At 67.5% G+C, this 20,785-nt stretch carries 20 protein-coding genes; 5 read left to right on the top strand and 15 right to left on the bottom strand.

The window, feature by feature from the left end; genetic code table 11:
• Positions 1-8 precede the first annotated feature (8 nt).
• From ACP150_RS03145 to trpS, 7 genes are all read right to left on the bottom strand, one after another.
• The gene (locus tag ACP150_RS03145; protein WP_424965085.1) at positions 9-413 is read right to left on the bottom strand and encodes a GNAT family N-acetyltransferase; all 405 of its coding nucleotides are present in this window, start codon (positions 411-413) and stop codon (positions 9-11) included.
• 14 nt (positions 414-427) lie between these two features.
• Positions 428-1,090, bottom strand: a complete 663-nt coding sequence (gene tsaB / locus ACP150_RS03140; protein WP_424965421.1) for a tRNA (adenosine(37)-N6)-threonylcarbamoyltransferase complex dimerization subunit type 1 TsaB — start codon at positions 1,088-1,090, stop codon at positions 428-430.
• Positions 1,087-1,650: a NifU family protein gene (locus ACP150_RS03135; protein WP_424965084.1), complete on the bottom strand. Its 564-nt coding sequence runs from the start codon at positions 1,648-1,650 to the stop codon at positions 1,087-1,089. Before ACP150_RS03135 ends, tsaB begins: the two co-directional genes overlap by 4 nt.
• A 118-nt stretch (positions 1,651-1,768) precedes the next feature.
• Positions 1,769-2,224 (bottom strand): universal stress protein, encoded by a 456-nt coding sequence (locus tag ACP150_RS03130; RefSeq protein WP_424965083.1) that lies wholly within the window; start codon positions 2,222-2,224, stop codon positions 1,769-1,771.
• Positions 2,225-2,307: 83 nt separating this feature from the next.
• Positions 2,308-3,168: a branched-chain amino acid aminotransferase gene (locus ACP150_RS03125; RefSeq protein ID WP_424965082.1), complete on the bottom strand. Its 861-nt coding sequence runs from the start codon at positions 3,166-3,168 to the stop codon at positions 2,308-2,310.
• A gap of 410 nt (positions 3,169-3,578) precedes the next feature.
• On the bottom strand, positions 3,579-4,112 hold the full coding sequence (locus ACP150_RS03120; protein WP_424965081.1) for a VOC family protein: 534 nt from the start codon (positions 4,110-4,112) through the stop codon (positions 3,579-3,581).
• A 90-nt stretch (positions 4,113-4,202) separates the two neighbouring features.
• Positions 4,203-5,228, bottom strand: a complete 1,026-nt coding sequence (trpS, locus tag ACP150_RS03115) for a tryptophan--tRNA ligase (protein ID WP_424965080.1) — start codon at positions 5,226-5,228, stop codon at positions 4,203-4,205.
• Positions 5,229-5,388: 160 nt separating this feature from the next.
• Between trpS and ACP150_RS03110 the strand changes: the two genes are divergently transcribed.
• Complete coding sequence (locus tag ACP150_RS03110; RefSeq protein WP_424965079.1) at positions 5,389-6,072, top strand: rhomboid family intramembrane serine protease; 684 nt, start codon at positions 5,389-5,391, stop codon at positions 6,070-6,072.
• A 10-nt stretch (positions 6,073-6,082) separates the two neighbouring features.
• Here the strand turns inward: ACP150_RS03110 and murJ are convergent, their stop codons facing one another.
• From murJ to ACP150_RS03095, 3 genes are read right to left on the bottom strand one after another with little or no spacing between them, the layout of a single operon-like run.
• The gene (murJ, locus tag ACP150_RS03105) at positions 6,083-7,681 is read right to left on the bottom strand and encodes a murein biosynthesis integral membrane protein MurJ (protein ID WP_424965078.1); all 1,599 of its coding nucleotides are present in this window, start codon (positions 7,679-7,681) and stop codon (positions 6,083-6,085) included.
• Between the two features lie 37 nt (positions 7,682-7,718).
• Entirely contained in the window at positions 7,719-10,556 is a 2,838-nt protein-coding gene (locus tag ACP150_RS03100) for a [protein-PII] uridylyltransferase (protein ID WP_424965077.1), read from the bottom strand.
• 4 nt (positions 10,557-10,560) lie between these two features.
• Entirely contained in the window at positions 10,561-11,742 is a 1,182-nt protein-coding gene (locus tag ACP150_RS03095) for a penicillin-binding protein activator (RefSeq protein WP_424965076.1), read from the bottom strand.
• A 117-nt stretch (positions 11,743-11,859) separates the two neighbouring features.
• On the opposite strand from ACP150_RS03095, the gene rsmI reads away from it, so the two are divergent.
• The 3 genes from rsmI to gshB all read left to right on the top strand — a co-directional run bounded on the left by rsmI (position 11,860) and on the right by gshB (position 14,155).
• Positions 11,860-12,711, top strand: a complete 852-nt coding sequence (gene rsmI, locus ACP150_RS03090; protein WP_424965075.1) for a 16S rRNA (cytidine(1402)-2'-O)-methyltransferase — start codon at positions 11,860-11,862, stop codon at positions 12,709-12,711.
• 22 nt (positions 12,712-12,733) lie between these two features.
• A complete protein-coding gene (locus ACP150_RS03085) occupies positions 12,734-13,138 on the top strand; it encodes a YraN family protein (protein WP_424965074.1) in 405 nt (134 codons plus the stop codon).
• 81 nt (positions 13,139-13,219) lie between these two features.
• Positions 13,220-14,155 carry a glutathione synthase gene (gene gshB, locus ACP150_RS03080; protein ID WP_424965073.1) on the top strand — a complete coding sequence of 312 codons (936 nt, stop codon included), beginning with the start codon at positions 13,220-13,222 and terminating at the stop codon, positions 14,153-14,155.
• A 3-nt stretch (positions 14,156-14,158) separates the two neighbouring features.
• Here gshB and ACP150_RS03075 read toward each other — a convergent pair whose 3' ends face one another.
• From ACP150_RS03075 to ACP150_RS03055, 5 genes are all read right to left on the bottom strand, one after another.
• Positions 14,159-15,676, bottom strand: coding sequence for a YifB family Mg chelatase-like AAA ATPase (locus ACP150_RS03075; protein WP_424965072.1), 1,518 nt, complete (start codon positions 15,674-15,676; stop codon positions 14,159-14,161).
• Between the two features lie 96 nt (positions 15,677-15,772).
• A complete protein-coding gene (locus ACP150_RS03070) occupies positions 15,773-16,336 on the bottom strand; it encodes a YceI family protein (protein WP_424965071.1) in 564 nt (187 codons plus the stop codon).
• 77 nt (positions 16,337-16,413) lie between these two features.
• Entirely contained in the window at positions 16,414-17,052 is a 639-nt protein-coding gene (locus ACP150_RS03065) for an ImuA family protein (RefSeq protein ID WP_424965070.1), read from the bottom strand.
• Positions 17,053-17,110: 58 nt separating this feature from the next.
• Positions 17,111-18,496 carry a thioesterase family protein gene (locus ACP150_RS03060; RefSeq protein ID WP_424965069.1) on the bottom strand — a complete coding sequence of 462 codons (1,386 nt, stop codon included), beginning with the start codon at positions 18,494-18,496 and terminating at the stop codon, positions 17,111-17,113.
• A gap of 60 nt (positions 18,497-18,556) precedes the next feature.
• Positions 18,557-19,456, bottom strand: coding sequence for a DMT family transporter (locus ACP150_RS03055; RefSeq protein WP_424965068.1), 900 nt, complete (start codon positions 19,454-19,456; stop codon positions 18,557-18,559).
• A gap of 115 nt (positions 19,457-19,571) precedes the next feature.
• Here ACP150_RS03055 and ACP150_RS03050 point away from each other — a divergent pair, with 115 nt between their 5' ends.
• Positions 19,572-20,618 carry an aldo/keto reductase gene (locus ACP150_RS03050; protein WP_424965067.1) on the top strand — a complete coding sequence of 349 codons (1,047 nt, stop codon included), beginning with the start codon at positions 19,572-19,574 and terminating at the stop codon, positions 20,616-20,618.
• Positions 20,619-20,785 lie beyond the last annotated feature (167 nt).

Raw genomic sequence — 20,785 nt, 5'->3', positions numbered from 1 at the left:
ACATTGCGTCAGTCCTGCGCAAGGCTCCGTCGCAGGATCAGCGCGTCGCTGCGGGTGCCGTCCGGGTGCCGGTAATAGCGCCGTCGCCGTCCCGCCTGCGTGTAGCCGCAGGCCGCGTAAAGCGCGCGGGCCGGGGCGTTTTCGGCAGCCACCTCGAGAAAGGCGTCCACGGCGCCGTGGGTCCGGGCCGTGTCGTGGAAGGCCCCCATCAGGACCCGGGCGAGACCCCGGCGGCGTTGGGACGGGTCCACGGCGAGCGTGAGCAGTTCGACCTCTGGGCCGAGGGACTGGCCGATGGCAAAGCCCGCCGGGACCGCCACCTGAAAACTGTCGGGACGGGCCAGAAGATCGGCGAATTCCAGCGCCGACCAAGGCCGCGGGGTGGTGAAAGAGGCCGCGTGGATCGCAGCCATGACCACCGGCTCCATCACGGGGTGAGCAGGGCCGGGGCGGGTTTGGCCGGGGCGGCATCCGCGGGCCGCAGGTAGAGCGGCGCGGGCGGCGGCAGGTCCGGGCGCGCGCGCCGGGCGGCGATGCGGGCAATGGCCTCGGGCAGGGGCTGGCGGGGCAGGACAACCGTCCCGCCGCTGCGCGCAGCGAGCTCTGGTGCCAGATCACCGAGGCAGAGCGGGGCGGGGCCGGTTCCCGGCAGGGCGGCTGTCTCGACGGGGGCCATGACCGGCGGGGCGAGCGCCGCACCATCCGCGCCAAAGCCCTGCAGATAAGCATTGCCGCGCCGGGCATCGAGGCAGACCAGCGCGGGGCCCTCGGCCCCGAGCGCCAGCGCCTCCAGCGTCGATACGCCGACCACCGGCACCGCGAGACCCAGCCCGAGCCCGCGCGCCGCCGCCACGGAGATCCGGATGCCGGTGAAATTGCCCGGTCCGATCCCGACGCCCAGCGCGGTCAGGTCGGCCCAGCCGATCCCGGCCTCGGCCAGCACCTCTTTGAGGAGCGGCATCAGCCGTTCGGCCTGCCCTCTGGCCATGGGCTCGATCCGCGAGACGCGGCTCTCGTCGTCCCAAAGCAAAGCAGCCGCGCAATGCGCGGCCGCGGTATCGAAGGCAAGAACCGGTCCCAAAGGGGTCAGGCCGCGACGGGGCGGACTTCCAGAACTTCGGGGATGTAGTGGCGCAGCAGGTTCTCGATCCCCATTTTCAGCGTCAGGGTCGAAGAGGGGCAGCCCGCGCAGGCCCCCTGCATGTGCAAGTAGACGATGCCGCGATCAAACCCGTGGAAGGTGATGTCGCCACCATCCTGCGCCACGGCGGGGCGGACGCGGGTGTCGAGCAGTTCCTTGATCTGCCCCACGATCGCGGAGTCGGGCCCATCATGGCTGGCGTGACCGGCCGGCGCGCTGGCCTCTCCGGTCATGACCGCGTCGCCGGATTGGTAGTGTTCCATCACGGCGCCGAGGACGGCTGGCTTGATATGGTCCCACTCGACCGCATCGGCCTTGGTGACAGTGACGAAGTCGGTTCCGAAGAACACGGCGGTCACTCCGTCCACTGCGAAGATGCGGCCTGCGAGGGGCGATGCGCTTGCGGCGTCCACCGACGGGAAGTCGGCAGTGCCGGTTTCCAGAACGGTCTGGCCGGGCAGGAATTTCAGGGTCGCCGGGTTCGGCGTGGATTCGGTCTGAATAAACATGGACGGCCTCCGTTCGGGTTGACCCTTATATGCGCTGCCCGGCGCGCGGGGTCAAGAAGTTGGAACGATTCTAAATCACCCAAGGCGCGAAAAAGGGGCGAAGCTTGCTGGACAGGGCCTAGCAAACCGCCTCGAGCTGGTCCTTGCTGAGCTCGCCCGGCACGATGGTGAGCGGCACGGGCAGGGTGCCCGAGGATTTCACCAGCGCCGAGACCAGCGGCCCGGGGCCCTTGCGGCCCGTGCCCGCGCCCAGCACCAGCACGCCGATCTCGCGGTCGGTGGTGATCTGGCCGAGGATCTCGTCCACGGGCTCGCCCTCGCGGATCACAAGCTCGGGGTCGATGGATTGCTTGTCGCGCATCCACTTCGCAAACACCTCGAAATGGGCGACGATGCGCTCGCGGCTCTCTTCGCGCATCACCTCGCTCACACCGATCCAGTGGTTGAACTCGTCGGGGGGAATCACCGACAGGATCTGCACACCGCCACCGGTGCTTGCGGCACGCATTGCGGCAAAGCGCATGGCATTCAAACATTCACGGCTGTCATCGAGAACGACGAGAAACTTGCGCATTGGGGGCCTCCAGTCCGAAGCTCATCATGGCGAATGCCGGGGGGGATGGCAACGGATATGCCACGGGACCTCGCGCGTCGCGGTCAGGCCGAATGCGCCCAGTCCCAATAGAGTTCGCGCGCCCGGCGTGTGATCGGCCCCACCTGGTACTGACGCGCGTCAAAGGCGGTGACCGGGGTGATCTTCATCATGTTGCCGGTCAGAAAGACCTCATCCGCGGCGGTCACATCCTCGAAACTCAGCACGGTCTCGACCACCTCGACCCCGTCGGCCCGCAGGTTCGCCATATGCCGGGCCCGGGTGATCCCGGCCAGAAACGTGCCGTTCGGGATCGGGGTCAGGACCGTTCCGTCGCGCACGATGAATACGTTCGACGTGGCGCTCTCGGCGACATTGCCCATGGCGTCGGCCACCAGCGCATTGCCGAACCCCTTGCGGCTCGCCTCCATCAGCATCCGCGCGTTGTTGGGGTAGAGGCAGCCCGCCTTAGCATTGGTCAGGTTGTCCTCCAGCACCGGGCGGCGGAACTGCGTCCGGGTCAGGGTGGTGGCGGCCTCGGGCGGGGCCATGGGGATCTCTTCGAGGCAGATCGCAAAGCCCGTGGCGCCCTCTTTCGGCGCGACCGCCAGCGGCCCGCCATCGAGCGCCCAGTACATCGGGCGGATATAGACGGCGGCGTCCTTGGGATAGAGCGCCAGCCCCTCATGGGTCAGCGCGACCATCTCGGCGGTGGTGACCGTGGGCGTGATCATCAGCGCCTCTGCCGAGGCATTGACCCGGGCGCAATGTGCTTCCAGATCCGGGACCAGCCCGTTCACATAGCGCGCGCCGTCAAACACCGTGCTGCCGAGCCAGGATCCGTGATCCGCTGCGCGCATGATCGGGACATCGCCTTTGTGCCAGCGGCCTTGGAAATAGGTGTGGATATTGGTGCCCGTCGCCATGTCGCGTCCTCCTGGGCCGCACGCTAGGGGCGTCGGGGGGCGAGGTCCATCGATTTTCGGGAGGGGCCGGGAAGCGCGTCGGAGCGGTCTTCAGGGGCAGGGGTCGTATGGGGCGAGGCGGTCCGGGCCGCCTCGCCAAAACTCATATGCGGGTCTCAGCCTGCTGCGAAACCCAGCTGGTAATTCATGGTACCCGGGCCAGCCGGGGTTTTGACGACCTCGTCCGGGGATACGGACTTTTCATTCGGGGTCGTCGGTACAGACCGCACGGATTGCGGTTTTGCGTTCAGATACGCCATGGTTGCCTCCACGATTTTTGTCGGAGCGTGTTAGTTAGAGGATGCGCGCGCGTTTGCCAACCCCTATGCGCATATCCGATATGCGCAAATCGCAACAGTTTTGTGTAGGCGCTAGGATTGTTCCCTGCGCGCCTCTGCCAAAAGCGCCGCGATATCAAGACGCTGGTTCGATAGTTTGAGCGATCCGTCCGGTTTGCGCGGCCAGGCGCTCCGCGGGCGGTCGCGATAGAGCTCGACGCCGTTTTCGTCGGGATCGCGCAGGTAGACGGCCTCGCTCACCCCGTGATCCGCCGCCCCATCGAGTCGGTAGCCCGCATCGAGGACCCGTTGGACCACCGCGCCCAGATCCGCCCGGTCCTTGTAGAGAAACGCCGTATGATAGAGCCCGGTATGGCCCGCGGGCGGAGGGCTGGCATCCCGGGTCTCCCAGGTGTTGAGGGCAAGATGGTGGTGGTAGCCATCCGAGGCGAGGAAGGCCGCGTCCTCGCCCATCCGCTCCATCACTTCAAAGCCGAGCAGGTCGCGGTAAAAACCCAGAGCCCGGTCCAGATTGGCCACCTTGAGGTGGACATGACCCAACGTGGGCACCGGCGCCCCATTGGCGGGCGTCCGGCTGGGGGCAGTGTCGAGATCGGTCGCAGACATGGCAGGTCTCCTTTCAGTAAGGAACCTAAAGCTCTGCGCCTGATCACAAAAGGCGCAGCACAGCACGCCCTTTGTGCGAATTTGTGTGTCTCAGCTCCGGACCATGCCGACGATGTCATAGGTCTTGTCGAGGATCGGCGTCGCGATCTCGCGGGCCTGCGCGGCCCCCTGACCCAGCAGGCGGTCGATCTCGGCGGGGTCATTCATCAGCCGCGCCATCTCGGTGGAGATCGGGGCGAGCCTGTCCACGGCCAGATCTACCAGCGCCGGCTTGAAGGCGCCGAATTGCGCGCCCGCATGCTCGGCGATCACCGCATCCACGCTCTGATCCGACAGGGCGGCGTAGATATTCACGAGGTTGCGCGCCTCGGGACGCTCCTTGAGGCCTTCGGCGGTCTCGGGCAGGGGCTCGGGATCGGTCTTGGCCTTGCGGATCTTCTTGGCGATCGTGTCCGCGTCATCGGTCATGTTGATCCGGCTCATATCCGAAGGGTCGGATTTCGACATCTTCTTGGACCCGTCGCGCAGGGACATCACCCGTGTGGCCGCGCCTTCGATGACCGGCTCGGTGAGCGGGAAGAAATCGACGCCGAAATCGTGGTTGAACTTCGCGGCAATGTCCCGGGTCAGCTCGATATGCTGCTTCTGGTCCTCGCCCACGGGCACATGGGTCGCGTGATAGATCAGGATGTCCGCCGCCATCAGCGCCGGATAGCCAAACAGGCCCAGCGAGGCGTTCTCGGCATTCTTGCCCGCCTTGTCCTTGAATTGGGTCATCCGCTTCATCCAGCCCATCCGCGCCACGCAGTTGAAGATCCAGCCGAGCTGGGCGTGCTCGGGCACCTGGCTCTGGTTGAAGAGCATGGACTTGCTCGGATCGATCCCGGCGGCGAGATAGCCCGCGGCCAGCTCGCGCGTGTTGCGGGTCAGGTCCGCGGGGTCCTGCCAGACGGTGATCGCGTGCAGGTCGACCATGCAATAGAGGGTCTGGATGCCGCTTTCCTGCATGTCCACGAAGCGTTTGATCGCGCCGAGATAGTTGCCCAAGGTCAGACCGCCCGAGGGCTGGATGCCGGAGAAGACCCGCGGGGTGAAGCTGGTTTCGGTCTCGGTCATGGCGGGCCTTTCGATCTGGCGGCGGGGCACGGGGCGTGCGCGGTGGGTCTTGTGGTCGGTCTTCCGGGGCTGGGCGGGCTGGACGCGCCCCGTTGCGTCGCTTACCCATGGCCCCAGCACTCGTCAACCAGCCGCCGTGACGCAAAGGCCCGCAAGCAAGATGACACCCACCCCGGAATCGCCCTTCAATCCGCTGCCGCCGCTGGTGGTGGCCCTTGCCGTCGTGGTGATCGGGATCGAGGCGCTGTTCAGCCTCGGTGCGCGGGGGATCCTCGGGGGACCCGAGGCCGTGGGCTGGCGTCTGGCGGCGATCCGGGATTTCGGCTTCGTGGATCAGGTCTTTGACTGGATGCTGGCCAATGGCCGCTTCCCGCCCGAGCAGATGGCGCGCTTTCTGACCTATCCGCTGATCCATGCGAGCCTGACCCATGCGGTCTTCGTTGCGATCTTCGTGCTGGCCATGGGCAAGATGGTGTCCGAGGTGTTCGGCGGGCTCGCCTTCCTGACGATCTTCTGGGCCTCGGCCATCGCCGGGGCGCTGGTCTACGGGCTGCTGCTGGATGCAGAGCTGCCGCTGATCGGGGGGTATCCCGGGGTGTACGGGTTGATCGGGGCCTATACGTTCCTGCTCTGGGTGTCGCTGATCGCCACCGGGGGGCAGCAATACCGGGCCTTCTCGCTGATCGGGATGCTGCTGGGGATCCAGCTGATCTTTGCGATCTTCTTCGAGGTGGGCATGGATTGGGTCGCCGATCTGAGCGGGTTCGTCGCCGGGTTCGGGCTCAGCTTCGTGCTGGTGCCGGGCGGCTGGAACCGCGTGCTGGCCAAACTGCGCAAGCGCTAGGGGCGACGTCTCAGGCGCGCTTGCGGCGCAGGGCGCCCTTGATCTCGGAGATCCGGAAGGCTCCGATCAGGTGGCCGATCACCCCGTAGCTCACAATCCCGAAGCCCACCAGCAGGGCCAGTGCCCCGTAGCGCAGGGTCGGCGTGCGCAGCGCCTCGGCCAGCAGCATCTCCGCCCCCCAGAGCAACGCGCCCATGGCGAGCGAGGCCAGCACGATCCGCCAGATCCGCTGGGCAAAGCGCGCGTCGATGGCCGCAGCCTCGCCAAGGCTGCGGGTGCCGCGCCAGAGGAGCCAGACCATGGCCCAGCCCGCCAGCGTCGCCCCGAGCGCGGCGGCGATATAGCCGATGACCGGCGCAAGGCAGACCGCCACGACCGCGTTCACCACCATGGCCCAAAGCGCGAAGCGCAGGGGTGTGCGCGTATCCTCGCGCGCGAAATAGAGCGGTTGGAACACCTTTTGCAGCACAAAGGCCGGCAGGCCGATGCCATAGACCGCAACGGCGAGCGCGGTGGCGGCGGTGTCCTCGGCGGTGAAGCGCCCGCGCTCGAACAGGACCGAGATCAGCGCCTCGGGGATCGCGACCAGCGCCACGGCAGCGGGCACCGTGAGCGTCAGGCAGATCTCGCCCGCCCGGTTGAACGCGTCGCGCCCCCCGGCGGTATCGCCCGCCTGCAAGCGGCGCGACAGATCCGGCAACAACACCACGCCGATGGCGATACCCACCACCCCGAGGGGCAGTTGATAAAGCCGGTCCGCATAGGTCAGCCAGGCAATCGCCCCGTCGAAAAAGCTCGCCACCTGCCGCCCGACCAGCAGGTTGACCTGCACCACGCCCCCGGCCAGCGCAGCCGGGGCGGCGATGATGGCCAGACGCCTGAGCTCGGGCGTCATCCGCGGGCGGCGCGGGCGCAGGTCGAACCCGGCCTTTGCCGCCGCCCGCCAGAGCAGCCAGAGCTGCGCGATGCCCGCGATCACCACGCCGATGGCCAGCATGGTCCCGTGATGCAGCCCGGCGATCTCGGCCCCACCGGGGGCGGGCAGGGTCAGCGTCTCGGCCAGCACACCGGTCTGGGCGATCAGCAGCACGGTGATCAGCACCACATTCAGCAGGACCGGCGCCGCCGCCGCCGCCGCGAAACGCCCCGTCGCGTTGAGCACCCCGGACAGGAGCGCGGCCAGCGAGATAAACAGGATATAGACAAAGACGATCCGCCCGAACCCGACCGCGAGGTCCAGCCGCGCATCCCCCGCAAAGCCCGAGGCCATGGCCAGCACCAGCCAGGGCATAGCCGCCAATGCCACCAGCGTGAAGGCGATCAGGATCAGCGCCAGCCCGGACAACGCGTCCCGGGCAAAGCCGTCCGCATCCTCCCCGGCTTCGAGCTTCTTCGAAAACATCGGCACGAAGGCCATGTTGAACGCGCCCTCGGCGAAAAACCGGCGGAACATGTTGGGCAGCGAGAAGGCGACGAAGAACGCATCCGCGACCGGCCCCGCCCCGAGCAGGCTCGCCAGCAGGATGTCGCGGACAAAGCCCAGCACCCGGCTCGCCATGGTCCAGAGCCCCACGGTCATGAACCCCGCCATCAGGCGGATCGGTTTCATCGCCGCGCCCTCGGGCGGCGCGAGGCAGGCTCACGGGTCATGACTGTGCGCGCTCGGCCCCGTTCTCGATCGCGGCGCGCAGGCGCTTCTCGATCGTGGCGAGTTTCGAGGCGCCATGCAGCTTCAGCCCGAACATGTCCTTGACGTAGAAGGTGTCCACCACCTGCGCGCCATAGGTCGCGATCTGGGCCGAGGCGACATAGATATTCGCCTCCGCCAGGGTGCGGGCCAGATCAAAGAGCAGGCCGGGACGGTCGCGGGTATCCACCTCGATGAGGGTGTAGATCTCCGAGCCTTCATTGTCGAAGCTGATCGAGGTCGGGAAGCGGAACTGGCTCTCGCGTTTCTTGACCTTGTCCCGGCTGACCAGGGCCTCGCGAGTGACGACCTCGCCGCTGAGCGTCTTGTCGATCATTTTGCGCAGGCGGGGCAGGCGGGATTCCTCGTAAGGTTTCTCCTCGGCATCCTGCACCCAGAAGCAGGCGGTCACATAGCCATCCTTGGTGGTATAGGTCCGGGCATCGACCACATTCGCGCCGACCAGGGCCAGTGCCCCGGCGAGCCGGGCGAAGATGCCCGGATGGTCGGACATGGCAAAGGCGATCCGCGTGACGTCGCGATCCACGTCGAGGGTCAGGTCGAGCCGCACCTCGTCATCCTCGATCCCGCGCAACAGGTTGGCCACGGCCACATGGGCATCTGCGGGCAGCCCCTGCCAATAGGGGCCGTAATGGCGTGCGGTCTCGGCCCGCAGGTCCTTGCGGGGCCAATCGCTGAGCGCGGCGCGCAGGGCCCGCTTGGCCTCGGTTTCCAGCGTCTCGCGGTTGAGATCCTCGAGCCCGTTTTCCAGCGCCTCCGCCGTTTGGCGATAGAGGGCGCGGATCAGCTGGGCCTTCCAGTTGTTCCAGGTTTCCGGTCCGACCCCGCGGATGTCACAGACCGTCAGGACGGTCAGCAGGTCGAGCCGCTCGCGGCTGCGCACGGCCTTGGCGAAATCGCGGATGGTGCGCGGGTCCGAGATGTCACGCTTCTGCGCCATGTCCGACATCAACAGGTGATAGCGCACCAGCCATTCGACCGTCTCGCAATCCTTCGCGTTGAACCCCATATGCGGCGCGACCTTGCGGGCGATCTGCGCGCCCACGACCGAGTGATCCTCGGGCCGGCCCTTGCCGATATCGTGCAGAAGCATCGCGGTATAGAGCACCTTGCGATCCACGCCGCCCTTCAGGATCCGGCTCGCCACGGGCAGGCTCTCGACCAGCTCGCCACGCTCGATCTGGGCGAGGTTCGAGATGCATTGGATGATATGCTCGTCCACCGTGTACTGGTGATAGACGTTGAACTGCATCATCGCGACGATCTTCTGGAACTCGGGGATGAGCGTGCCCAGCACGCCGAGCTCGTTCATCCGGCGCAGGGCGCGCTCGGGATTGCCGTGCTTGAGCAGCGTGTCAAAGAAGATCCGGTTGGCTTCCTTGTTCGACCGCACAGTCTTGTCCAAGAGGGACAGGTTGGCCTTGATGAGCCGCATCGCGTCCGGGTGCAGCAGGTAGCCCGTGCGCAGGGCTTCCTCGAAGATCCGCAGGATGTTCACCGGATCGGCGAAGAAGCTGTCCGGATCGGCGATGGCGATCCGGTTCTGCCGGATCTCGTAGCTGTCCTTCACCTTCTTCTTGCGCGACCGTTTCAAGAGACCGATCAGGCGCGGCTCGCGCTTGGCATGGCTGGCCTCCAGCGCGGTCAGGAAGATCCGCGTCAGGTCGCCGACACTGGTGGCGTGACGGAAATAGAGCTGCATGAAATGCTCGACCCCGCGCCGCCCGTCCCGGTCCTTGAAGCCCATGCGGTCCGAGACCTCGACCTGCAAATCAAAGGTCAGCTGATCCGTGGCCCGCCCCGACACGATATGCAGATGGCAGCGCACCGCCCAGAGAAAGGTCTCGGCCGTGTCGAAGAGGATATGCTCGTCATGGGCAAAAACGCCCAGTTCCTCGAGCGCGTCCACGGTCTCGACCCCGTGGACATATTTCGCGATCCAGTAGAGCGATTGCAGGTCGCGCAGACCGCCCTTGCCCTCTTTGACATTGGGTTCCAGCATGAACCGCTGACCACCCTGGCGGATATGGCGCTGTTCCCGCTCCTCGAGCTTGGCCTCGATGTAATCCTGCGAGGTGCCCTGGAAGAGCTCGGTCTTCAGCCGCGTGCGCAGCTCGTCGGCCAGGGCCGCGTCGCCGGTGAGGAACCGGTTTTCCAGCAGGGCGGTACGGATCGTGTAATCCTCGCGCCCCAGCCGCAGGCAATCCTTGATCGTGCGCGAGGCATGGCCAACCTTCAGCTTGAGATCCCACAGGATGTAGAGCGTTGTCTCGATCACGCTCTCGGCCCAGGGGGTGATCTTGTAGGGCGTCAGAAACAGCAGATCCACGTCGGAATGCAGGGCCATTTCCCCGCGCCCGTAGCCGCCCACCGCAATCACCGAGAGCCGCTCTCCCCCGGTCGGGGTGTGCAGCGGATGCAGGTGCTGGCGGGCGACATAGATCGCCGAGGTGACCAGCCCGTCGGTCAGGTAGGCATAGGCGCGCACGGTTTCGCGCGCCGCGAAGGGGGCCGCGTCGAAGCCTTCGCGGATGGCGCGCAGCCCGTCGGCCCGGGCCTCCTTGAGCAGGCGCACGACCGCAGCCCGCGTGGCGCTGGCATCCGAGGCCGTCTCGGCGCAGGCCGCGTCAAGCTTGGCCTGCATGCCGGCCATGTCAAAGATAGAGGCGGGCGGCGCCACGAGCGGCAGCTCGGCAAGCGCGGATCCCAAGCTCTGGGCGGGCGGGGGCGTGGTCGGCGCGGTGCGCGCGCCCACATCCGGGGTTTCGGTGCGCACCGGCCTAGGAGCCTCCGACCCCGAAGCTGCGCTGGGCGGGTGAGACGATGGTCACCGCCTGGTTGGTGATCCGCGCCACGGCGAGGGCGCGTTCATTCGTGCCGTCCGCGCGCAGGCGGAAGGCCCCGGTCACGCCCGCAAACCCCGACCCCTGGGTCAGGGCCGCGCCGGTCAGGGCCCGGCTTTGTTGCGTGCTCACCAGCGCCCCGATGGCCGCGATCCCGTCATAGGCCAGCCCGGCGATCGGGTGGGGCGGGGCGCCATAGGTCGCCTGGTAGCGGTCCGCGAATTGCGCGCTGAGCGCCGGGTCGGGCAGGGCAAAGATCCCGCCCTGAAGGCCGGGCAGTGCGAGGCTCGAGGCCGGGATATCCCAGCGGGTCAGGCCGACAAACTGGGTGCTGGCAGGGTCGATGCCGTTTTCGGGCAGAAGCTGCGACAGGAGCGGGATGCTGCCCGAGGTGTCATCGGTCATCACCAGCGCGGTCGCCCCGCTGGAGCGCAGGGCGCTGGCAATCTGCGGCACCGCGTTCACCACGCCGGTTTGCGAGGCTTCATAGCCGATGCTGCCCGCCGCCGTGGCGCCGGTCTCGGCCACGGCCTGCAGGATCGCATCGCGCCCGACCGTCCCGACAGAGGTTTGCGGATAGGCGACAAAGACATTCCCGGATCCCTGCTGCGCCGCATAGGAGACGACCCGCCGGGCCGTGTTCTCGAAGGTGTTGCCGAGCACGAAGACATTGCCCCCTGCGATATCCGTGTTGTTCGAGAAGCTCAGCACATTGATATTGGCGCGCGCCGCGGCCACCCCGGCCGCATTGGCCGCGGCGGAAAAGACCGGCCCGAGGATGATCTTGGCGCCGTCGCCCACGGCCTCTTGTGCGACCACGGCGGCCTGTTCGGCATTGCCCGCGGTGGCATAGACCTTGAGGTCGATCGTCACCCCGTTCAGATCGGCGATCGCAAGGCGTGCGGCATTCTCAAGCGAGCGGGCGAGGCCGGTCTGGTTCGCAATCTCGGTGCCATAGGGCAATAGCAGCGCCACCGGCACCGGCCTGGAGGCGTTGATCGAAGGGCCACCGCCCGCGATATCGGAGGGCACCGTGCAGGCCGCCAGCGCGACCGAGCACGTCAGCGTCAGGGCGGCGGCGCGCAGAGCCTTGCGCGTTTTGAGGAAAACAGGGAACATGCGGGTCTCCGCGCATCGGGGTCAGGAACAGGGGTGGTCGTCACTGGCCGAACCTAAAGGGCGCATAGCGCTATGTAAACGGGCGTTGCCCGGCTTGCCTAAAAGAGGATTGCAACGATGTCAGACCCGCGCGCGGGCCACCTTGTTCTGGTAACAACGCCGATCGGCAATGCCCGCGACATCACCCTGCGCGCGCTTGATCTGTTGCGCGAGGCGACGGTGCTGGTGGCCGAGGACACGCGCAGCCTGCGGCGGCTGATGGACATGCACGGGGTGGCCGTGGGCGGGCGCCCGCTTCTGGCCTATCACGACCATTCGGGCCCCAGGATGCGGGACAAGGTGCTGGATCATCTCGCGGCCGGGGCGCTGGTGGTCTATGCCTCCGAGGCTGGAACGCCGCTGATCGCGGATCCTGGATACGATCTGGTACAGGTGGCGCGGGCGGCGGGGCACGGGGTCACGGCGGCGCCGGGCCCTTCGGCGGCGGTGACGGCCCTGTCCCTTGCGGGACTGCCCACGGACCGGTTCTTTTTCGAAGGGTTTCTGCCCTCGGCCAAGGGCGCGCGGCGTAAAGTGCTGCAATCGCTGACGGCGGTGCCCGGGACGCTGATCTTCTACGAGAGCCCGAAACGGCTGGAAAAAAGCCTCTCCGACATGGCCGAGATCCTCGGACCCGCGCGCGCGGCGGTTATCGCCCGCGAGTTGACCAAACGCTTCGAAGAGATCCGCAGCGCAGCCCTGGGCGACTTGGTTCAGCTGGTGGTCGAGGCCCCGCCAAAGGGCGAGATCGTGGTGCTGGTGGGGCCCGCCGCAGCGGCAGAGATCTCACCCGAGGACATAACGGAGATGCTCACCGAAGCGCTCGCAAGCCAGAGCGCAAAGGACGCCGTGGCCCAGGTCAGCGCCGCCACCGGTGCGCCGCGCCGACAGGTCTACAAGGAAGCCCTGGCGATCTTAGGCAAGTCTTAAATCCTGTGTGGAAGGCTGGGGTATGGATGTGACATTGCCCCAAGTGACCCCGCGCCCGGCACAGGCCGCGTTGCGCGACCGTGGACAGCGTGCCCATCTCTCGGGCCTCTCTGCCGAGGCGCGGATTGAACGGGCCTATCGCGACCGGGGCTGTGTTCTGCTGGCCCGGCGTTGGCGTGGGGGCGGTGGCGAGATCGATCTGGTCTTTCGTCGCGGCGATTTGCTCGTCTTTGTCGAAGTGAAATCGAGCAGCAGTTTTGAAAGAGCCATCGAAAGCCTTCATTGGACACAGGTTGCGCGCATTCAGACAGCTGCCGAGGCCTTTGTCGGGGCGCATCCGGACCTGGCCTTGATGGATATGCGGGTGGATCTCGCGGCCCTTGACGGGATGGGCCGGTTCCGTGTGATTCCGAACATCACCATGTGAATTCCGGCAGGTTGCCAGCCATTGCGCTGGCCTGCCTGCTGCGGCAAGACAGGCGCATGCTGCCAGAAGGAGCCCCGCGCCATGAAGATTGCCTTTCAGATGGACCCGATCACAGAGGTCGATATCGATGCCGACAGCTCCTTTCGGCTGGCCGAAGAGGCGCAGGCGCGCGGGCACCGGATTTTCGTCTATGGTCCGGCGGATCTGACATTTGACCGCGGCAGGCTGCGCGCCACGGGCCACTGGGCCGAGATCCAGCGTGTCGTTGGGGATCCCGCAGTGCTTGGCCCGCGCGAGACGGTTGATCTGTCCGATATGGATGTGGTCTGGCTGCGGCAGGATCCGCCCTTTGACATGGGGTATATCACCACAACCCACCTGCTCGACATGGCCGGTGAGGACACGCTGGTGGTGAATGACCCCTTCTGGGTGCGTAACGCCCCCGAGAAGCTGCTGGTCCTGCAATTTCCCGATCTGACGCCGCCCACCATGATCGCGCGCAATCTCGACGATCTGAAAGCCTTCAAGGCGGAGTTTGGCGATGTCATTCTCAAGCCGCTCTATGGCAATGGCGGGGCGGGGGTGTTCCGTCTGACCGCTGAGGATCGCAACCTGAACTCTCTCCATGAGCTTTTTGCCGGGATCAATCGCGAGCCGCTGATCATGCAGCAATTCCTGCCGGATGTGGCCCAGGGCGACAAGCGCATCATCCTCGTGGACGGCGCGCCGATCGGCGCGATCAACCGCGTGCCTGCCGCGGGCGAAACCCGGTCGAACATGCATGTGGGCGGGCGGCCCGAACCGGTGGGCCTGTCTGAGCGGGATCGCGAGATCTGTGATGCCATCGGACCCTTCCTGCGCGAGAAGGGCCAGATTTTTGTCGGCATCGACGTGATCGGTCCCTATCTCACCGAGATCAACGTCACCTCGCCCACGGGCCTTCAGGAGCTGGAGCGCTTTGACGGGACCAATGGCGCGGCGCTGATCTGGGATGCGATCGAGGCGCGCAAGGCGTGAGGGTCAGGCGGCCGTCTCGCGGATCACCACCCGGTAGCTGAGCGCTTCGGCCAGATGCGGTCGGGCGATCTGGTCTGCGCCATCGAGATCGGCAATGGTGCGCGCGACCTTGAGCACCCGGTGATAGCCCCGCGCGGTCAACCCGAAGCGTTCGGCCGCGTCCCTCAACAGGGCGCGCCCTGCTGCATCGGGCGTCGCGATCTCCTCCAGAAGAGCGCCTTCCGCATCGGCGTTCACGCGCACCCCGTCGCGCCCCGCGAACCGATCGGCCTGCCGTGCGCGCGCCGCGGCCACGCGGGCCGCCACCGTCTCGGACCGCTCGCTCTGGGACGGTGTATCGAGATCCGAGAAGCTGACCGGAGGCACATCGAGACGGATATCGAACCGGTCCAGAAGCGGCCCGGAGAGCCGTCCCATGTAGTCATCCCCGCAGAGCGGCGCGCGCCCGCAGGCCTGGGCCGGGTCGAACATATGCCCGCATTTGCAGGGGTTGGCCGCCGCCACCAGCAGGAACCGGCAGGGATAGCGCAGATGGGCGTTTGCCCGGGCCACCACGACCGAGCCGGTCTCGATGGGCTGGCGCAGGCTCTCCAGCACATCTCGGGCGTATTCGGGCAACTCATCGAGAAAAAGCACCCCGTTATGGGCGAGCGACATCTCTCCGGGCTGGGCCCAGCGCCCGCCGCCCACCATCGCGGCCCTCGAGGCCGTGTGATGCGGATCGCGAAAGGGACGCAAGCGCGAGATCCCGCCCGCATCCAGCAGACCGGCGAGGGAGTGGACCATCGAGGTTTCGAGCGCTTCGGCGGCGTCGAGTGGCGGCAGGATCCCGGGCAGGCGTTTGGCCAGCATGGATTTTCCCGAACCGGGCGAGCCCACCAACAGCAGGTGATGCCGTCCCGCGGCAGCCACCTCGAGGGCGCGTTTCGCGCGTTCCTGCCCTTTCACATCGGACAGGTCCGGCACATTGGGAGTCTCGACGACCTCGCCGGGCTGGGCCGGGCTCAGCCGCGCCGCGCCGGTAAAGTGGCGCATCACGCCCAGAAGCGATCCGGCCGCGAGCACCGATGTGCCGCCCACCCAGGCGGCTTCGGCGCCACAGGCTTCGGGGCACAGGAGCGTCCGACCGCTCTCGGCTGCGGCCAGAGCTGCGGGCAACGCCCCGAGGACAGGGACCAGCGTGCCGTCCAGCGACAGCTCTCCGAGGGCGAGCGTGTTCTCCGCTGCTTCGGGCGGGATGATCGAGAGCGCAGCCATGAGAGCCAGCGCAATCGGCAGATCGAAATGGGAGCCCTCCTTGGGCAGATCCGCCGGCGACAGGTTGATCGTGATTCGCTTGGAGGGCAGCGCGAGGCCCAGGGCGGACATCGCCGCGCGCACCCGCTCGCGGGCCTCCGAAACGGCCTTGTCCGGCAGGCCCACGATGGAAAACCCCGGCAAACCGGGGCTCAGGGCGCATTGCACCTCAACAGGACGGGGGTCGATGCCTTGGAAGGCGACGGTATGGGCGCGGGTGGTCATGGCGGCTCCGGTCAGCGGGGCTGCATTAACCTTTGCGACCAAAACCTTACCGATCTGTTAACCAGGATGGGCTTTGACGGGCGCAGATGCCGCAGCTCAGCCAGCCCGGTTGATGGTCGCGAGGCAGCGCAGCTCGATCCGGTCCGCGACGAGATCGGAAAAGCCCGTCGCACCAAAGGCCGAACGGTCGAGCGCCCCGCGCAGCTCGATCACAAGCTGGCTGAGATCCCCGGGGTCGCGGTCGGGCTGGCGAAAGAAGCGCGCGCTCAGGGTCACGGGCTGGCGCTGGTCGCGCAGCTCAAGCTCCCCCGACACGCGGGCCCCGCCCTCCTCGGCGCGCACAGCAGAGCTGGTATAGCGGATCCGCGGATAGCGCTTGGTGTCGAGGATGCTCGGCCCTTTCAGCGCCCCATTGGCCAGCGGCAGGTTCGTGCGCGCCCCGGCCGCGTCGAGCGTGACATCCACGCGCGAGGCCGAGACCCGGCGGAAATCGAGCTGCAGATCCGCGTCGAGAATGGGCATCCGGCCCCGGCTCGGCGCGCCTGCGAGAAAGAAGGTGAATTCCACCTCGCTTTGTGGGGCGAGCTGATAGGGGGTGGGCGCGGCCCGGGCCGCCAGCGGCCATGCTAGGGCCGTACACAAGAACAATCGTCTTTTCATGGCCCGATGATAGCCGCGTTCTGCGCGGCGCATAGTCTGCATTGCGATGGATGCCGGGCTTATGATCGCCCGTGTGCTCAGGCGCTGGCCGAGGCCCGGCTGGTGCGCCAGACCCCTTCGGGGGTTGGCGGCGCGGTCAGTCGCCAGCTCCCCGGTGGGGCGTTGCGGGCGCGCAGGCGGGTCAGGGTCCAGGCACTGTGACGGCTGGCATGGGCGGGCATCAGCGACCAGCGGCTCTCGATCCCGGCGGCGCCGCCCTGATCCGGGGTCAGCAGCACGCCGAGCGGCGCGATCTCTTGCCGTGTGCCGCCCTGCTCGGCGGCCAGATGCAGTCGCCGCACCGGCGTCAGGCCCGGCGGCCCGGGCAGATCGGCCACCACCAGCGGGGCCGCCCCGCTGCGCAGGGCCTCCTCCATGCACCAGAGCAGGTCTTCCTTCCGCTCGATCGTCACCGTGAGGATCCGCCGCGGGTCGCAGATCGGCGCGAGCCCCTGGGGGTTGAGCTGATCCGCGTGCCAGCTCGGCGTGATCCAGATCACCGGCCCCGTGCGCGCCCGGGCCACCAGAGCGGCCAGACACCAGCGGGCCGGGCCGGTCAGCTCATGCACCCGGTTCAGGGCAAGGGTCATCTCGGGCAGGATCTCGACCCCCGGGCGGGGGGGCTGATGCAGACTGCCCGCCTGGAGCCCGGCTTTTGTCAAACTGCGAGTCGCCATGGGATGAGGATAATTTGTTCCGTATTTGTTCTCAAGCGGCTTCTACCGGTATCGGCACCTAGCGCGGATCGCCGATCGCCCGGCCCACCCCGGGACCGGTGGCCAGCCGGGCATGGGCGCGCGCAATCCGCGCCAAGGCTTCGGACACGGGCGGGGCGGGGGGCGCGGGGCGCCGTGTCTCGAGGCTCACGTGGATCAGCATATGCTCGCCCGTGGCCACCAGAACCCCGTCGCAACGCATCTCGTGCCACAGATGCATGCGCTTGCCCGCCCCGTCGAGGCAGGTCGTCCGGATCTCGAACGCCGCCCCGATCCGCAGCTCGGCAAGGTGGCGAATATGGGTCTCTGCGGTGAAGAAACTCCCGCCTGACGCCAGATAGGCGGCATCGACGCCGAGGATCTCCATGAAGCGGTCCGTGGCATTGCCGAAGGCGTGCAGATAGCGGGCCTCGGTCATATGCCCGTTATAGTCGGCCCAATCCCGGGGCACGGTGCGCGCTGCCGTCAGCAGGGGGGCCGTATCCGCCCCCTGCGCCGGGACCCGCGCCCGGTCCGTGGCGGCCAGCCCGGCTCCGGCCCCGACCGCCTCGGCCTTGAGCGCACGCAGCACGCCCACAAGCGCCGCGTCCCGCGCTGTCAGCGCGCTCGCTTGCGAGGGCGTATCGGCGGGCGCGCGGATTAGGGCAGGGATGTCGGCCGGGCTTGGGCTGTCCGTCCAGGGCGGGGACGCGGGGTCGGGCCCGGCGGCAAACCGGGCAGGGCCCGCGCCCATTCCGGCGGTGGCGAAGGGCCCGGCCTGAGACCAGAGGGGGGCAAGGCCCAGCCGCAAGGCCTCATCAATCTGATCCGGCGTGGCCGTGCCCGCATGCACCAGTTCCAGCGCGCGGCGCAGCAGGGCCGCCTGCAGTTCCTGTGCTACCGATCCGCCCAGCGGGGACATGCCCAGCCCGGTCAGCACCGCATGGGCCCGGGCTTCCATCGCGGGATCGGGACAGGTCAGCTCGGCCAGCGGCAGCAGGTAGACCGGATCGCAGGGGCGGATGCTGCAGATCTGGGCGGGCCGGGTGGCACACCCGTGCAACGCGTCGAGCGTGAGGCCCGCGCTGGACGAGGCAAGGATCGCCTCTGGAGGGCAGGCCGCCTGGATCGTCTGGAAGACCTTGCGTTTCAGATCCAGCCTCTCGGGCAGGCTCTCCTGGATCCAGTCAGCCCCGGCGACGGTCTCGGGGATCGTGTCATGCAGGCTCAGCCGCCCGGGCGGCGGCAGAGGCGTATCATAGAGCCCGGGCAGGCTGATCCGGGCACGGGCAATGGTGTCCGACAGGCGCGCTTCGGTCCCGGGATCCGGATCGAAGACCCGCACATGCCACCCGCCCAGCAGGAAGCGCGCGGCCCATCCGCTGCCGATCACACCACTGCCGATGATCGCTGCCGTGCCCGTCATATGCGCCCCGATCCAGCCCCGTTTTGCGCAGGGTGGCGGCGCATGCGGGAGGCTGCAACGCTAAAGTGTCAGCACCAGCAGCAGAACGCTCGCCACGATGGCACAGACCCCGAGGATTTCGCGCGGGGTGGTGGTCTCGCGGAAGACGAAGGTGCTGGCGAGGAAGGAAAAGACCAGCTCGACCTGTCCCAGCGCTTTGACATAGGCCGCGTTCTGCAGGGTGAAGGCGGTGAACCAGGCCAGCGAGCCCGCCAGCGAGGTGAGCCCGACCAGAGACGAGACGCGCCACGACGCGGCCACGCGGGTGATCTCGCCCCGTTCGCGCCAGCCGAGATAGGCGGCCATGAGCGCGGTTTGAAAGGCGGTGACGCACATCAGGGTGACCGAGGCGCGCTGGAAGACATCCGTGCTGTCGATCGCGAGGGAGGCTGCGCGATAGCCGATTGCCGAGAACCCGAAGAGCAGCCCCGAGGCCAGCCCCAGCGCCACGCCCTTGTTCAACAGGCGCCGCCAGTCGCCGCTGGCATCAGGCGGGTCCGACAGGATCACCACCCCGACAAAGCCCACGGCGATGGCCGCCGCCCCGCCCCAGGTCACGGCTTCGCCGAGGACGACAAAGCCCACCAGCGCGGTCAGCATCACCTCGGTCTTCTTGAAGGTGATCCCCACGCCGAAGCTGCGATGGGCAAAGAGTGCCACGACGCACATGGTGGCGAGGATCTGCGAGGTGCCGCCAAGGGTCGCGGCGATCCAGAAGCGGGCGGACAGCTCCGGGAAGGGCAGGTCGCGCAGGGTTGCGTAGCTCATGGCGATCAGCGCGACGAGCGGTGCCGAGTAAAAGAACCGGGCAAAGGTCGCGCCGGCCGTGGACAGGCCCGTGACCTTGAGGTGACGCTGCAGCATGAAGCGCAGGTTCTGGGCGAAGGCCGCAAAGAGCGTGACGGGGATCCAAAGGGGCATGGCCCAGCTGTCGCAGGCCGCGCCCCCGCGCGCAACGCGACCGATGCGCCGGGCCAGCGCGCGCTTGCGCGTCGCGCCCGGGGCGCTAGGCTGACGCTCCGACAAGGAGACGGCAATGAAAACACATGCACTTGGACGCGGCGCCCCGCAGGTCACGGAGTTCTGTCTCGGGACGATGACCTTCGGCACCCAGACCGATACCGCGGATGCGCACCGCCAGATCTCGATGGCGCTGGAAGCCGGGATCAACTTCATCGACACGGCCGAGGCCTATCCGGTGAACCCGATCAGCGCCGAGTCCGCGGGCGATACCGAGGCGATCATCGGGGAGTGGAACGCCGCAAATCCCGGGCGGCGGGGCGAGTATGTGCTGGCCACCAAGGTTGCGGGCGAGGGGCTCGGGGCGATCCGGGATGGCGCGCCGATCTCGTGCGCGACGATCCTCGAGGCGGTTGAGGCCTCCCTGCGGCGGTTGCAGACCGATCATATCGACGTCTACCAGCTACACTGGCCCAATCGCGGCTCCTACCATTTCCGCCAGAACTGGAGCTTTGACCCCAGTGGCCAGTCCCGTGCCGACACCATGGCGCATATGGAAGAGGTGCTGGTGACCATCGATGAGCTCGTGACGGCGGGCAAGATCGGCCATTTCGGGCTCAGCAATGAGAGCGCCTGGGGCACGGCCCAATGGCTGCGCATGGCCGAGGACAAGGGCTTGCCGCGCGTGGTGTCGATCCAGAACGAATACTCGCTGCTGGCGCGGCTTTTCGATACGGATCTGGCCGAGCTGTGCGTGAACGAAGAGGTGGGGTTGATGGCCTTTTCGCCTCTCGCCGCAGGGCTTTTGACCGGCAAGTATCAGGGCGGCGCGGTGCCGGATGGCTCGCGCATGGCGATCAATGGCAATCTGGGCGGGCGGGTTTCGCCCCGGGTCTGGGACGCCGTGGACGCCTATGCGGGGATCGCGCAGGCCCATGGGCTGGATCTGACGCAGATGTCCCTGGCCTGGTGCAAGACGCGGCCCTTCATGGGCTCGATCCTCTTCGGGGCCAGCTCGGTGACCCAGCTCGAGCATATCCTGAACGGGCTCGATCTGACCCTGTCCGATGAGGTCGTGGCCGAGATCGATGCCGCCCACAAGGCGCATCCCATGCCCTATTAAGGGCGGATCAGGCCGCGCCTTTGGGCGCGGCCCCCGGGCGTGCCGTTCACCGGCGCGCAACCCGACCCCATCTCAAACCCGCATCCCTTGAAAGCGGGCGCGACCGCCGCGTCTGGCACGCCAGACGCGGCCCCCGGATCCCTTGCGACCGGGGACGCGTCCGCTCC

This window comes from Dinoroseobacter sp. S375, from assembly GCF_049800775.1.
Lineage (GTDB): Bacteria > Pseudomonadota > Alphaproteobacteria > Rhodobacterales > Rhodobacteraceae > Dinoroseobacter.
The sequence above is the reverse complement of the archived record's forward strand: the minus strand, read 5'-3'. Positions and strand labels throughout refer to the sequence as shown.

What these genes read in the sequence shown, in the direction of transcription:
- ACP150_RS03085 (WP_424965074.1), top strand. Translation starts at nt 12,734, where the DNA reads ATGGATGTGACATTGCCCCAAGTGACCCCGCGCCCGGCACAGGCCGCG.
- ACP150_RS03065 (WP_424965070.1), bottom strand. Translation starts at nt 17,052, where the DNA reads ATGGCGACTCGCAGTTTGACAAAAGCCGGGCTCCAGGCGGGCAGTCTG.
- ACP150_RS03075 (WP_424965072.1), bottom strand. Translation starts at nt 15,676, where the DNA reads ATGACCACCCGCGCCCATACCGTCGCCTTCCAAGGCATCGACCCCCGT.
- trpS (WP_424965080.1), bottom strand. Translation starts at nt 5,228, where the DNA reads ATGACCGAGACCGAAACCAGCTTCACCCCGCGGGTCTTCTCCGGCATC.
- ACP150_RS03125 (WP_424965082.1), bottom strand. Translation starts at nt 3,168, where the DNA reads ATGGCGACGGGCACCAATATCCACACCTATTTCCAAGGCCGCTGGCAC.
- ACP150_RS03135 (WP_424965084.1), bottom strand. Translation starts at nt 1,650, where the DNA reads ATGTTTATTCAGACCGAATCCACGCCGAACCCGGCGACCCTGAAATTC.
- ACP150_RS03120 (WP_424965081.1), bottom strand. Translation starts at nt 4,112, where the DNA reads ATGTCTGCGACCGATCTCGACACTGCCCCCAGCCGGACGCCCGCCAAT.
- ACP150_RS03050 (WP_424965067.1), top strand. Translation starts at nt 19,572, where the DNA reads ATGAAAACACATGCACTTGGACGCGGCGCCCCGCAGGTCACGGAGTTC.
- gshB (WP_424965073.1), top strand. Translation starts at nt 13,220, where the DNA reads ATGAAGATTGCCTTTCAGATGGACCCGATCACAGAGGTCGATATCGAT.
- ACP150_RS03070 (WP_424965071.1), bottom strand. Translation starts at nt 16,336, where the DNA reads ATGAAAAGACGATTGTTCTTGTGTACGGCCCTAGCATGGCCGCTGGCG.
- ACP150_RS03145 (WP_424965085.1), bottom strand. Translation starts at nt 413, where the DNA reads ATGGCTGCGATCCACGCGGCCTCTTTCACCACCCCGCGGCCTTGGTCG.
- ACP150_RS03095 (WP_424965076.1), bottom strand. Translation starts at nt 11,742, where the DNA reads ATGTTCCCTGTTTTCCTCAAAACGCGCAAGGCTCTGCGCGCCGCCGCC.
- rsmI (WP_424965075.1), top strand. Translation starts at nt 11,860, where the DNA reads ATGTCAGACCCGCGCGCGGGCCACCTTGTTCTGGTAACAACGCCGATC.
- ACP150_RS03055 (WP_424965068.1), bottom strand. Translation starts at nt 19,456, where the DNA reads ATGCCCCTTTGGATCCCCGTCACGCTCTTTGCGGCCTTCGCCCAGAAC.
- ACP150_RS03060 (WP_424965069.1), bottom strand. Translation starts at nt 18,496, where the DNA reads ATGACGGGCACGGCAGCGATCATCGGCAGTGGTGTGATCGGCAGCGGA.
- ACP150_RS03110 (WP_424965079.1), top strand. Translation starts at nt 5,389, where the DNA reads ATGACACCCACCCCGGAATCGCCCTTCAATCCGCTGCCGCCGCTGGTG.
- ACP150_RS03130 (WP_424965083.1), bottom strand. Translation starts at nt 2,224, where the DNA reads ATGCGCAAGTTTCTCGTCGTTCTCGATGACAGCCGTGAATGTTTGAAT.
- murJ (WP_424965078.1), bottom strand. Translation starts at nt 7,681, where the DNA reads ATGAAACCGATCCGCCTGATGGCGGGGTTCATGACCGTGGGGCTCTGG.